We start from the raw sequence: 12,695 nt of genomic DNA, 5'->3' as shown, positions 1-12,695 counted from the left end.
AGGCCGCAGGGTAGACGGCCCCGCGCGGGAGGCCGCCTGTCATAGGTCATGCCGGGCGTGATCCCCGGCAGCCGACCGGGCGATCAGGCCTTCGCGCGGCCCTTCGAAGCCCGCTTGGCGGCGGCCTTCTTCGGCGCGCGCTTCGGCTGGAGCATGGTGCCCGTGCAGTTCTTCGAGCCGCAGCGGCAGGCCCAGATCTTCTTCATGCGCGCCGTGTGCGGCTCGCCCAGGGTGATGCCGTAGTTGTAGGTCAGCTCGTCACCGGCCTTGATCGCCTTCTTCGCTTCGATGAAGACGCGGTCCTTGGTGCGGTCGTCGCCGTCGGCTTCCTCGATGATCGACTCGCAGTTCGGCGAGCAGCTGTGGTTGATCCACTTCGCCACGTTGCCCCGACGCGCACCGTCGATGACGTAATCGTCGTTGAGGGTGAACAGGAAGGTGTGGCCGGACTCGGCGTCGCCTTCGTCGCTCGAATCGACGTCCCGGTGCGTGCGCCGCTGGCCGCGGTACTCGATGATCCGCTCGCCCTTGGCGATGGGGGCGATGGCGAACACGCCCGTGCCGTGGATGGCGGAACGACGGGCGACGACCTTGCTGGGCATGCGGTGGACCAACCGGAAGGGATCCGCATTCTGCCGTGGCCGCACGTTCCGGTCACTCACGCCGCTTCCCCTGAACCGCCGGCACCGGCACATGGCGACGCCGGGCCGGAAATCGTACAATTCCGGTCCCGATTGAAAACGTCCTGGAACGAGGCCTCGGCAGATGCTCCGGGTCACCAAGCTCACCGACTACGCGACCGTCGTGCTCACGGTCCTCGCCGCCTCCCCGGCCGAGGTGCTGAGCGCGACCGAGATCGCCGATCGCGCGGGGCTGGAGGCCACCACGGTCAGCAAGGTGCTCAAGCCGCTTGCGCAGGCCGCGCTGGTGGAAGGCTTCCGCGGCGCCCATGGCGGCTACCGGCTCGCCCGGGCCGCCACCGACATCCGCCTGATCGAGGTGATCGAGGCGATGGAGGGCCCGCTGGCGGTCACCGAGTGCAGCGTCCACGACGGCCAGTGCGGCATCGAATCCTCCTGCGGCATGCGCCGCAACTGGCGCCGCATCAACGACGTGATCGTGCAGTCCCTGTCGGGCGTGACCCTGCAGGACATGCTCGACCCCGAACCCGATCCCCGCGCCGCGCGACGCATCGACCTGCGCCTCGCGAGCGCCTGAGGCACCGCCATGACCGAACACATCGCCAACGCCGAGATCCACCAGCAGCTCGGCCGTCGCTACGAGGCGGGCTTCGTCACCGACATCGAGTCCGACACCTTCCCGGCCGGCCTGAGCGAGGACATCGTCCGCGCCATCTCCGCCAAGAAGGAGGAGCCGGAGTGGATGACGGAATGGCGCCTGGCCGCCTATCGCCACTGGCTCACGCTCAAGGAACCGAACTGGGCGAAGCTCGACCTGCAGCCCATCGACTTCCAGGCGCTGAGCTACTACTCCGCGCCGAAGGGTCCCAAGTACCAGTCGCTCGACGAGGTGCCGCAGGAACTGCTGGATACCTACGACAAGCTCGGGGTCCCGCTGCACGAGCGCGCGCGGCTCGCCGGCGTGGCGGTGGATGCGGTGTTCGACTCGGTCTCCGTCGGCACCACGTTCCGCAAGGAGCTCGCCGAGAAGGGCGTCGTCTTCATGTCGATGTCCGAGGCGGTGCGCGAACACCCCGACCTTGTCCGCCAGTACCTCGGCAGCGTGGTGCCGGTGGGCGACAACTTCTTCGCCGCGCTCAACTCGGCCGTCTTCTCCGACGGCAGCTTCGTCTTCATCCCCAAGGGCGTGCGCTGCCCGATGGAGCTGTCGACGTACTTCCGCATCAATGCGAGCGAGACCGGCCAGTTCGAGCGCACGCTCATCGTCTGCGAGGACGGTGCCTACGTGTCCTACCTCGAAGGCTGTACCGCGCCGCAGCGCGACGAGAACCAGCTGCATGCGGCGGTGGTCGAGCTCGTCGCGCTCGAGGGCGCGGAGATCAAGTACAGCACCGTGCAGAACTGGTATCCGGGCGACGAGAACGGCGTCGGCGGCATCTACAACTTCGTGACCAAGCGCGGCGAATGCCGTGGCGCGAAGTCGAAGATCAGCTGGACGCAGGTGGAGACCGGCTCGGCGATCACCTGGAAATACCCGAGCTGCGTGCTGATCGGCGACGACTCGGTCGGCGAGTTCTATTCGGTCGCGCTCACGCACCACCGCCAGCAGGCCGACACCGGCACCAAGATGATTCACGTCGGCAAGCGCACGAAGAGCAAGATCGTGAGCAAGGGCATCAGCGCCGGGCGCGGCCAGAACACCTACCGGGGCCTGGTGCGCGTCGAGCGCACCGCCGAGGACGCCCGCAACTACACGCAGTGCGACTCGCTGCTGATCGGCAAGAAGTGCGGCGCGCACACGTTCCCGTACATCGAGGTGCGCCATCCCGGCGCCAAGGTCGAGCACGAGGCCACCACCTCGAAGATCAGCGAGGACCAGATGTTCTATTGCCGGTCCCGCGGCATCGCCGAGGAAGACGCGGTGTCGATGATCGTCGACGGCTTCTGCAAGTCGGTGTTCAAGGAACTGCCGATGGAATTCGCCGTCGAGGCGAAGAAGCTGCTCGAGGTGAGCCTCGAAGGCTCCGTCGGCTGAGCGTCGGCGCCGGCTCCACCGTTCGGACAGGACGTCCGGACCGGGCGCTGCCCGAAGCGACGAACGTCGCGCCCAGGACGGCCCTGATTCCTCTGGACATCCGACCATGCTGAAGATCGAAAACCTCCACGTCCGCGTCGCCGGCAAGGACATCCTCAAGGGCCTCTCGCTCGAGGTCGACGCCGGGCGCGTGCACGCGATCATGGGCCCCAACGGCGCGGGCAAGTCCACGCTCGGCAACGTGCTGGCCGGCCGCGAAGGCTACGACGTGGTCGAAGGCTCGATCGAGTTCGAGGGCCGCGACCTGCTGGCGCTCGAGCCCGAGGAACGCGCGGCCGCCGGCGTCTTCCTCGCGTTCCAGTACCCGGTCGAGATTCCGGGCGTGAACAACACCTACTTCCTGCGCGCCGCGCTCAATGCGCAACGCAAGGCGCGTGGCGAGGAGGAGCTCGATTCGATGCAGTTCCTCAAGCGCGTGCGCGAGAAACTCGCCGTGCTGCACCTCAAGGACGAGCTGCTGCATCGCGCCGTCAACGAGGGCTTCTCCGGCGGCGAGAAGAAGCGCAACGAGATCTTCCAGCTCGCGCTGCTCGAGCCCAAGCTGGCGATCCTGGACGAGACCGATTCCGGCCTCGACATCGATGCGCTCAAGGCGGTCGCCGACGGCGTCAACGCGCTGCGTTCGGCCGACCGCGCCTTCCTCGTGATCACCCACTATCAGCGCCTGCTCGACTACATCCGGCCGGACGTCGTGCACGTGCTCGCGGATGGTCGCATCGTCGAGACCGGTGGCCCCGAGCTGGCGCTGGAGCTCGAACAGCACGGCTACGCCTGGCTGAAGGACCGTGTCGCGCCGGGGGCGTCGGCCTGACATGAGCGCCCTGCTCGATTCGCTCACCGCCGGGTTCGACACGCTGCCGCTGCGCGAGGCCGGCCGCCTCGGCCCCGCACGTCGCGAGGCGCTGGAGGCGCTGCGCCGCGACGGCCTGCCGGGCGCGCGCGTGGAAGCCTGGAAATACACCAGCCTGCGGCCGCTGGAACGGCGCACGTACGCCGTGCCCGATGCCGATGTCGCCGTCGACCCCGCGGTCGTCGCCGACATCCCCACGCCGCGCATCGTCTTCGCGAACGGTCGATACGTCCCATTGCTGAGCGATCTCGCCGGCCTCGACGGCGGCATCACGGTGGAACCGCTCTCGACGGTCCTCGAACGCGGCGACGAGCGCGAGTGCAACATCCTCGGCCGCCGGTTCGACCGCGCCGACGAGCCCTTCGCGCGCCTCAACGCGGCGCTCGCCGTCGAGGGCGCGATCGTCCGCGTCGAGGCCGGCGTCCAGGCGACGCGCCCGCTGCATCTGGTGGCGGTCGGCAGCACGTCCAGCGCCGATGTCGCTTCGCACCTGCGGCATCTCGTCGACCTGCGCGAAGGCGCGCGGCTCGAACTCGTCGAGCACGCGATCGCAGCGGGAAGCCATGCCAACCTCGCCACGTCGGTGGTGCACGTGCACCTCAAGACCGGCGCGCACCTCGTGCATGCGCGGCTGCAGGACGAATCCGGCCTCGCCCACCTGTTCGCCCGGACGGACGCCGTGCTCGCGCGCGATTCGCGCTACGAGCGGCTCGACCTGGAACTGGGCGCGGCGCTCAGCCGGCACGAACTCAACATCGCGCTGCACGGCGAAGGTGCGGTCGCGCAGGCCAACGGCGTGCTGCTCGGTGACGGGCGGCGCCACCTCGACACCCGGCTCGGGCTCGACCACGTCGGCCGCGACAGCCGTTGCGACCTCACCTGGCGCGGCCTCGCCGACGGCCGCTCGCGTGTCGCCTTCCACGGCGGCATCCTCATCCGCGAGGGGGCCGACGGCACGCAGGCCATGCTGTCCAACAAGAACCTGCTGCTGTCGGACGGTGCGGAGGTCGACTCGCAGCCGGTGCTCGTCATCCATGCCGACGAAGTGCAGGCCGCGCATGGCGCGACCGTCGGCCAGCTCGACCCCACCTCGCTCTTCTACCTGCGATCGCGGGGCATCCCGGCCGCCGAGGCCCGTGCCCTGCTGACCGCCGCGTTCTGCCGCGAGACGTTGTCGCTGCTCGACGACGGCGCGACCCGCGACCTGCTCGCCGCGCGCCTGGACGCCGCATTGGCGCGGGTGCAGGGGCGATGAGCAGCGTCCCGACGTCCACCGTCGACTGGGCACGCGTGCGCGCGGACTTCCCGCTGCTGGAGCGCGAAGTCCACGGCAAGCCGCTGGTCTATCTGGACTCGGCGAACACGGCGCAGAAGCCCGCCGCCGTGATCGAGGCGGTGGATGATTTCTATCGTCGCCACAATGCGAACGTCAGCCGCGCGGTGCATGCGCTGGGCTCGGAAGCGACCGAGGCCTACGAGGGCGCACGCCGCCGCCTCGCCGCGTTTCTCAACGTCCGCCCGGACGAACTCGTGCTCTGCAGCGGCACGACGTTCGCGATCAATCTCGTCGCCTACAGCTGGGCCCTGCCGCGGCTGAAGCCGGGCGACGCGATCGTACTGACCCGCATCGAGCACCACGCGAACATCGTGCCCTGGCAGATCGTCGCCGAGCGCACGGGCGCGGCGATCCGGGTCGCGGAGATCGACGAGCGCGGCGAACTCGACCTCGAGGCGTTGTATGCGCTCCTGACGCCCGACGTGAAGCTGCTCGCGGTCACCCACGTCTCCAACGTGCTCGGCACCGTGAACCCCGTACGCGACATCTGCCGCGAGGCGCGCCGACGCGGCATCGTCACCGTGGTGGACGGCTCGCAGGCCGCGCCGCATCGCGCGCTCGACGTCGCGTCGATCGGCTGCGACTTCTATGCCGTCACCGGCCACAAGATGGTCGGCCCCACCGGAACCGGGGCCCTGTGGGGCCGTCGCGAGCTTCTGTCCGAGATGCCGCCGTTCCTCGGGGGCGGCGAGATGATCCGCGAGGTGCGCTTCGAAGGCACCGTCTACAACGACGCGCCGCACCGCTTCGAAGCCGGCACGCCGAACATCGCGGGCTTCGTGGGCCTCGGCGCGGCGGTGGATTACCTCGGCTCGGTCGGCATGGCGGCGATCGAGGCGCGCGAGAAGGAACTGCTCGCGCATGCGACGGAAGCGCTCGACGCGGTCGACGGCGTGCGCATCTTCGGACGCGCCCGCGAGAAGGCCGCGGTCATCAGTTTCCTCGTCGAGGGCGCGCATGCGCACGACCTCGCCACCCTGCTCGATCTCGAGGGCGTCGCCGTCCGTTCCGGACAGCATTGCGCGCATCCGCTGATGGCGTTCTTCGGCGTTGCCGCGACGTGCCGTGCGTCCTTCGCGTTCTACAACACGCACGAGGAAGTCGAAGCCTTCGTCGCCGCGCTGCAGAAGGTTCGTCGCCTGCTCGCCTGAGCGCGCGCGCCCGTCTACGATGCGCTCCACCCGCCCTGCCGGCTCCGCGAATGACCGACCTCCGCTTCCGCCCCGCCACGCCGAATGACGTCGACGCGATCGTCGCGCTGGTGGAATCGGCCTACCGCGGCGAGGCCAGCCGCGCGGGCTGGACGACGGAGGCCGACCTCCTCGACGGACGCCGTACCGGCGCCGACGACATCGAATCCTGCCTCGCACGGCCGCGCAGCGTGATCCTGCTGGCGGAGTCCATCCAGGGTGATCGCAGTGAACTCGTCGGTTGCGCGCACGTCGCGGTCGAGGACGCGGGCGGTTACTTCGGCATGTTCTCCATTCGCCCGACGCTCCAGGGCGCGGGCCTCGGCAAGCGCCTGCTGGCGGAAGCCGAGCGGCTGGTGTTCGAGGACTGGCAGCTTCCGGTGATGCGAATGACCGTGATCGACGTGCGGGACGAACTGATAGCCTTCTACCAGCGCCGAGGCTACCGTCGCACCGGCATTGTCAAGCCGTTCCCGTACGGCGACGAGCGCTTCGGCCGGCCGCGCCGCGACGACCTCCGCTTCGAAGTGCTCGAGAAGCACGCGGCCGGCCGCTGACATGGACGGCTGGATCCGCGTCGCCACCACCGCCGAACTGCTGCCCGGCGAGAGCACCGTCGCCTGGGATGGCGACACGCCGATCTTCGTGGTGAACCTCGACGGCGACTTCTACGCGGTCGAGGACCGGTGCACGCACGAGGATTTCGAACTCTCCGCCGGCCCCATCGACGCCGCGTCCGGGAGTGTCGAATGCGTGCTGCACGGCGCGCGCTTCGACCTGCGTGACGGCCGCGCGTTGTGCGGCCCGGCCTACGTTCCGGTGGCCAAGTTTCCGGTCGAAGTCGTCGACGGCGTGATCTGGACGCGCGACGACCGCTGACGCGTGGCGAACGGCGTCCGGCGGTGACATAAGCGGCGGGGCGGGCCTTCAGTCGGCTACACCAGGCCGTGCTACGCCGCAACGGAAGCCCGGGCGCGGCGCCGCCCCAGACCGCGTAATGCGCATCCCCCGTCCTCGCGGTCGTCAGGTGCGCGGTCCCGGCGAATCAGGCAAGCGACGAAGGGGCCGCGGAGCCCCAAGTGGTTCCGTCGCGCGATCCGAACCATGGCACCTGCTCGCGTCATAACCGCTGGGTGACGAGCGCGCTCCGCCCTGCCCCGCGCATCGCCCCCTCGGGCTTCGAGAGTCGGTCGACCCGGCCGTTTCCCACCGCTCGCTGGACCACGGCCGCTCGGGGCCGCATCGAAACTTCTTGCAAACGCGAATCACTCTCATTAGCCTTCCCTCCAAGCAGCCGCTGGCTACAAGGAGAGTCCCGTGTCGCACCGTTTCCGTCCTGCTCCCCTGTTCGTCGCGCTCGTCGCCTGCCTTTCGCAGCAGGCCTGGGCCGACCCCGCGCCGGAGCCCATCGAGCTCGACCGCGTGCAGGTGCACGGCCAGCGCGAGGGATACGCGGCCCGGGGCACGCGCACGGCGACCAAGACGGACACCGCGCTCAAGGACGTGCCGCAGGCGGTATCGGTCGTGACCGACGAGGCGATGCGCGACCAGGCGATCACCAGCCTCGCCGATGCGCTCCGGTTGGTGCCCGGCGTCGGGGTCGGACAGGGCGAAGGCAACCGCGACACCCCGATCCTGCGCGGCAACAGCACCACCGGCGACCTCTTCATCGACGGCGTGCGCGACGACGTGCAGTACATCCGCGACGTCTACAACGTCGAACGCGTCGAGGTGCTCAAGGGCCCCAATGCGATGATCTTCGGCCGCGGCGGCGCGGGCGGCGTCGTCAACCGGGTGACCAAGACGGCCGATCGGCAGCTGCATCGCGAAGTCGGCCTGCAGGTGGGGACGGACGGCCGCCGTCGCGGCACGTTCGACCTCGGCGGCGCGGCGGGTGCGACGACCGCGCTGCGGGTCACGGGCGTCTACGAGGACTCCGAGAACTTCCGCGACGGCTTCGACCTGCGCCGCTACGGCGTCAATCCGACGCTGACCTGGGACCCCACCGAAGCGACGCGCGTCACCGCCTCGTACGAGCGCTTCCACGATGAGCGCGTGGCCGATCGTGGCCTGCCCGCGCTGCGCGCCTTCGGCATCGATCGTCCGGTGGATGTCGACCGCTCGACGTTCTTCGGCGACCCCGACCGCAGCCCGGTCGAGGCCACGGCCGACATCCTGTCGCTGCGCGTCGAACATGCCGTCTCCGACAACGTCACGCTCCGCAACACCACCCGCTGGGCGTCTTACGACAAGTTCTACCAGAACGTGTTCGGCAACGGCACGACGCCCCGCGCCGGCGGCGGCATCGACGTCGTGGTGGCGGCGTACAACAACGCGACCACGCGCGAGAACCTGTTCAACCAGACCGACGTCGAAATGCATTTCGCCACGGGCGCGCTCCAGCACACGCTGCTCGCGGGCGCCGAGTTCGGGCGGCAGGAGACGGACAACCTGCGCATGACCGGCGTGTTCCCGGCGAGTTCCTGCGCAGTGCAGCCGGGCAAGCCCGCGACGACGGCGCAGGCCTGCGTCCCGCTGGAGAACCCGCGTTACACCGGCCCGCTCGTGTTCGCGCCGTCGGCCACGGATGCGAACAACCACAGTGTCGCGCGCATCGCCGCCGCGTACCTGCAGGACCAGATCGACTTCTCGCCGCAGTGGCAGGCACTCGTGGGCGTGCGGTACGACCGGTTCGGCGTCGACCTGCGCAACAACCGCAACGGACAGACGTTCTCGACCACCGACAACCTGCTGTCGCCGCGCGTGGGCCTCGTCTGGAAGCCGGTCGACCCGCTCTCGGTCTACGCGAGCTACAGCGTCGCCTACGTGCCGCGCGCGGGCGACCAGCTGGCGTCGCTGAGTACGAGCAATGCCGCGCTCGAACCGGAAAAGTTCGTCAACCGCGAGATCGGCGCGAAGTGGGACGTTCGTGCGGGCCTGACGGCGAGCGCCGCCGTCTATCGCCTCGACCGCAGCAACGTGGTCGTGCTCGACCCCACCGACCCCACCAACACGCGCACCGTCCTGGCCGACGGCCAGCGCACCCGCGGCGTCGAACTCGAGCTGGCCGGCCGCGTGACGGATCGCTGGAGCGTGATCGCGGGGTACGCGTACCAGGAGGGCGAATTCACCCGTGCGATCGCGGCGACGACGCCGGCCGGCACGCGCCTCGCCCAGCTGCCGCGCCACAGCGCGACGCTGTGGAACCGGTTCGACCTGACGCCGCGCTGGGGCGTCGGCCTCGGGGCGACGTACCGCGGCGAGGTCTACGCAGCGCTGCCGAACGTGCCCACCAGCAGCGTCGCCGGGCTTCCGGCGAGCCGCACGGTGCTCGACGACTACGTGCGCGTCGACGGCGCGGTGTATTTTCGCGCGTCGCAGAACGTGCGCCTGCAGTTGAACGTCGAGAACCTGTTCGACACGTCCTACTTCGCGAGCGCCAACAGCAACGACAACGTCTCGCCCGGTGCGCCGCGCACGGCCTACCTGGGCATCACCTACGACTTCTGAGGCACCGCATGTCCACCGCCCGTCCCGCGCCCCGCCCCGCCCGACCCGTGGTCTACCGCTGGGTGCGCCAGATCCACCTGTGGGTGGGCGCCTGGGGCGCGCTGGCGGCGCTGATGTTCGGACTCACCGGCCTGGTGATGGGCCATCGCTTCGGCGACTCGGCGTGGCCGCAGGGCGATTCGCGCGAAGTCGGCACGGTGACGCTCGAGGTACCGGCGGCGGCGCGCGGCAGCAAGGAGGCGCTGCGCGACTGGCTGCGTGCGACGCACGGCCTCGAGGCGACGACCGTCCGGGGCGGCAAGCCGGAAGGCGCGCGCGTGGAAGGCCGCGAGGTGAAGCAGCCGGCGAAGTGGTCGGCCTCGGGCGGCACCGCGCGGCGTTCCTGGTCGCTCGACTACGTGCCGGGCAACGCGACCGCCGAGCTCAAGCGCAGCGAACAGTCGACGCTCGCCGCGCTGCTGCGCCTGCACAAGGGCGTCGGCGGCGGCACGGCGTGGTCGCTGCTGCACGACAGCTTCGCCATCGGCATGATCCTGCTCGGGCTGTCGGGCCTCTGGATGTGGGCGCGGGGTCGCACGCCGCGGCAGATGCTGCTCAGCGTCATGGGCCTGTCGACCGCGGTCTTCCTCGTCGTCGTGGGCATGGCGCTCGCCTGAGGTCGCCGCTCAGCCGAGCGGCGCGAGTTCCAGGTTCGACGACGGCGGCGCATCGGCCGGATGCAGTCGGATCAGCAACGCCTCGCCCGCGCCGTCGAGCACGTGGCGCAACCGTGCCTCGCCCGCCTGCAGGATCGCTGTGTCGCCCATGGCGAGATCCGGCAGCCCGCTGGCGTCGGCGAAGCGCGCGCCCCCGGCGAGCTGATGCACGACCCATGTCGAGCGCGGCTCCGCGAAGACGACCATCGCGCCCACCAGCGGGCGTCGCCACAGGTCGGCCACGTAGCGGTCCCGGCGCCACATCAGGTTGAAGTCGTGGGTCGGCCCGGCCACCAGTTCGCCGTGCACGGGCGACTCGCCCGCGAAGCGGTGTCGGCCGTAAGGCGGCTTGAGCTCCGCGGTGTCGTCCTCGAAGCGCAGGCGCAGACCCTCGCCGGCCAGCAGCACCAGTTCGCGATCGACGCCCGGAAACGTCGAGAAGGGCCCGTCGGCGGTGATCTCCGCGATCGACAGTCGCCAGTCCCACTCGCCCTCGCCCGCGGGTTCCGCGTGGATCTCGCGGGTCCAGCCCCCGCCGTTGCGCCAGCGCGTGCGGCGGTACTCGTAGGACGGGATGACGCGCGAGGTCGGGGCCATGGGGCATCCGTGCAGTCGATGACCGGAGTATGCCGCCGGCGCGTGGACGCACGGAAACCGCCGGCAAGCCTCCTGCCTGCCGGCGGCATACCTCCGTGTCGGGTTTTCTCCCGGGATCAGGCGTCCTGCCTGCCGGCCGTCGTCCGTGCGGCCGGTGATGCGGTCAGCGGCGCAGGCCGGCCGCGGGCAGCGCGGCGCGCGCGGCGGGTCGTGCCGGGGCGACGCTGCCCAGCAGGATGCGGTCGCGGTTCTTTTCGATGGTCTTGAGGCCGATGCCCTTCACCAGCGCGAGCTGGTCGATGCTGCGGAACGGGCCGTTGGTCTTGCGGTAGGCCACGATCGCCTCGGCCTTCGACGGGCCGATGTTGACCAGCACGCGGTCGAGCGTGGCGACGTCGGCGGTGTTGATGTTGACGCGCTCGACGGCGACGCCGGGACGCGCGACCGGGGTGGCGAGCGGCGAGGCCGCGACCGCGGTCGAGGCGAAAGCGAGCGAGAGCGCGAGGATGTGCAGGAGGCGGGCGGGGTTCATGACGGGGTCCTTGTCGGTGAATGGCCGGTCGGCCGGTGGAGACAGTGTCCCCGCCGCCGCTTGGCCCTCCGATCGGCCGACGCCCCGCCACGGGGCGGAACTGTCTGTAGCGTGCCGTAGGAAAAGTCCCACACGGGCCGGGCGGTAGAATCGTCGACCCCCGCCCTATCCCGAGTTGCCGATGGACGCCCGCCGCGTCGAAGCCTTCGTGTCGCAGAAGTGGGACGACGAGATCGTCCCCCGCCTGGTCGAATACATCCGGATCCCCTGCAAGTCGCCCATGTTCGACGCCGACTGGGTGGCCAACGGCTACATGGACCAGGCCGTCGCGCTGATGGAAGGCTGGGCGCGCGCGCAGGGCATCGAGGGCATGGTCCTCGAGGTGGTGCGCCTGGAAGGCCGCACGCCGCTGATCTACGTAGAGATCCCGGCCGCGAACGGCGGCCGCGAGGACGACTGCGTGCTGCTCTACGGCCACCTCGACAAGCAGCCGGAAATGACCGGCTGGGACGAGGACCTCGGCCCGTGGACGCCCGTCATCAAGGGCGACCGCCTCTACGGCCGCGGCGGCGCGGACGACGGCTACGCGATCTTCGGTTCGCTCACCGCGGTGATGGCGCTGCGCGAACAGGGCCTGCCGCATGCGCGGTGCGTGGTGCTGATCGAGGCCTGCGAGGAATCCGGCAGTTACGACCTGCCGGCCTACGTCGATCACCTCGCCCCACGCATCGGCAAGCCGTCGCTGGTGGTCTGCCTCGACTCGGGCTGCGGCAACTACGAGCAGCTGTGGTGCACGACGTCGCTGCGCGGCCTGACCGGCGGCAACCTCACCGTGCGCGTGCTGCACGAGGGCGTGCATTCGGGCGACGCCTCGGGCGTGGTGCCGTCGAGCTTCCGCATCCTGCGTACGCTCCTGTCGCGGATCGAGGACGAGACGACCGGCCGGATCCTCATCGAGGGCATGCACGTGGAGGTGCCCGCCGAACGCATGGCGCAGGCGCAGGAAGCCGCGCGCGTGCTCGATACGGCGGTGTTCGACAAGTTCCCGTTCCTCGACGGCATGGTGCCGATGGACGACGAACTCATCGAGCTGGTGCTCAACCGAACGTGGCGGCCCGCGCTGTCGATCACCGGCGTGGACGGCATGCCGCCGCTGGCGTCGGCCGGCAACGTGCTGCGTCCGTATACGTCGGTGAAGCTGTCGCTGCGGCTGCCGCCGACGCTGGACGGCAAGCGCGCGGGCGAGCTG

At 70.1% G+C, this 12,695-nt stretch carries 13 protein-coding genes; 10 read left to right on the top strand and 3 right to left on the bottom strand.

The features are described 5' to 3' along the window. Positions 1-83: 83 nt before the first annotated feature. Positions 84-602, bottom strand: a complete 519-nt coding sequence (locus ACY35P_RS10075; RefSeq protein WP_462115700.1) for an SET domain-containing protein — start codon at positions 600-602, stop codon at positions 84-86. A 163-nt stretch (positions 603-765) separates the two neighbouring features. Here ACY35P_RS10075 and ACY35P_RS10070 point away from each other — a divergent pair, with 163 nt between their 5' ends. The 9 genes from ACY35P_RS10070 to ACY35P_RS10030 all read left to right on the top strand — a co-directional run bounded on the left by ACY35P_RS10070 (position 766) and on the right by ACY35P_RS10030 (position 10,278). Beyond that, positions 766-1,218 carry an SUF system Fe-S cluster assembly regulator gene (locus tag ACY35P_RS10070; protein ID WP_462115699.1) on the top strand — a complete coding sequence of 151 codons (453 nt, stop codon included), beginning with the start codon at positions 766-768 and terminating at the stop codon, positions 1,216-1,218. A gap of 9 nt (positions 1,219-1,227) precedes the next feature. Then, positions 1,228-2,676: a Fe-S cluster assembly protein SufB gene (sufB, locus tag ACY35P_RS10065; protein ID WP_462115698.1), complete on the top strand. Its 1,449-nt coding sequence runs from the start codon at positions 1,228-1,230 to the stop codon at positions 2,674-2,676. Positions 2,677-2,782: 106 nt separating this feature from the next. Then, positions 2,783-3,547 (top strand): Fe-S cluster assembly ATPase SufC, encoded by a 765-nt coding sequence (gene sufC, locus ACY35P_RS10060; RefSeq protein ID WP_462115697.1) that lies wholly within the window; start codon positions 2,783-2,785, stop codon positions 3,545-3,547. A 1-nt stretch (position 3,548) separates the two neighbouring features. Next, complete coding sequence (sufD, locus tag ACY35P_RS10055; protein WP_462115696.1) at positions 3,549-4,841, top strand: Fe-S cluster assembly protein SufD; 1,293 nt, start codon at positions 3,549-3,551, stop codon at positions 4,839-4,841. Continuing rightward, positions 4,838-6,073, top strand: coding sequence for a cysteine desulfurase (locus tag ACY35P_RS10050; protein WP_462115695.1), 1,236 nt, complete (start codon positions 4,838-4,840; stop codon positions 6,071-6,073). The genes sufD and ACY35P_RS10050 overlap by 4 nt, the downstream gene beginning before the upstream one ends. A 50-nt stretch (positions 6,074-6,123) precedes the next feature. After that, on the top strand, positions 6,124-6,669 hold the full coding sequence (locus ACY35P_RS10045; RefSeq protein WP_462115694.1) for a GNAT family N-acetyltransferase: 546 nt from the start codon (positions 6,124-6,126) through the stop codon (positions 6,667-6,669). Between the two features lies 1 nt (position 6,670). Further along, positions 6,671-6,991, top strand: a complete 321-nt coding sequence (locus tag ACY35P_RS10040) for a Rieske (2Fe-2S) protein (protein WP_462115693.1) — start codon at positions 6,671-6,673, stop codon at positions 6,989-6,991. A gap of 438 nt (positions 6,992-7,429) precedes the next feature. Continuing rightward, a complete protein-coding gene (locus tag ACY35P_RS10035) occupies positions 7,430-9,622 on the top strand; it encodes a TonB-dependent receptor (RefSeq protein ID WP_462115692.1) in 2,193 nt (730 codons plus the stop codon). Between the two features lie 8 nt (positions 9,623-9,630). Next, on the top strand, positions 9,631-10,278 hold the full coding sequence (locus tag ACY35P_RS10030) for a PepSY-associated TM helix domain-containing protein (RefSeq protein WP_462115691.1): 648 nt from the start codon (positions 9,631-9,633) through the stop codon (positions 10,276-10,278). Between the two features lie 9 nt (positions 10,279-10,287). On the opposite strand, the gene ACY35P_RS10025 is transcribed toward ACY35P_RS10030, so the two are convergent. Then, positions 10,288-10,914, bottom strand: coding sequence for a HutD/Ves family protein (locus ACY35P_RS10025; RefSeq protein ID WP_462115690.1), 627 nt, complete (start codon positions 10,912-10,914; stop codon positions 10,288-10,290). Between the two features lie 163 nt (positions 10,915-11,077). Then, positions 11,078-11,446 (bottom strand): ComEA family DNA-binding protein, encoded by a 369-nt coding sequence (locus ACY35P_RS10020; RefSeq protein ID WP_462115689.1) that lies wholly within the window; start codon positions 11,444-11,446, stop codon positions 11,078-11,080. Between the two features lie 181 nt (positions 11,447-11,627). Between ACY35P_RS10020 and ACY35P_RS10015 the strand changes: the two genes are divergently transcribed. Further along, a partial coding sequence (locus ACY35P_RS10015; protein ID WP_462115688.1) for a M20/M25/M40 family metallo-hydrolase occupies positions 11,628-12,695 on the top strand: 1,068 nt, incomplete at its 3' end.

This window comes from Lysobacter xanthus (genome assembly GCF_047159895.1).
Note: the sequence above shows the minus strand (reverse complement) of the source record. Positions and strands in the feature narration are given on the sequence as shown.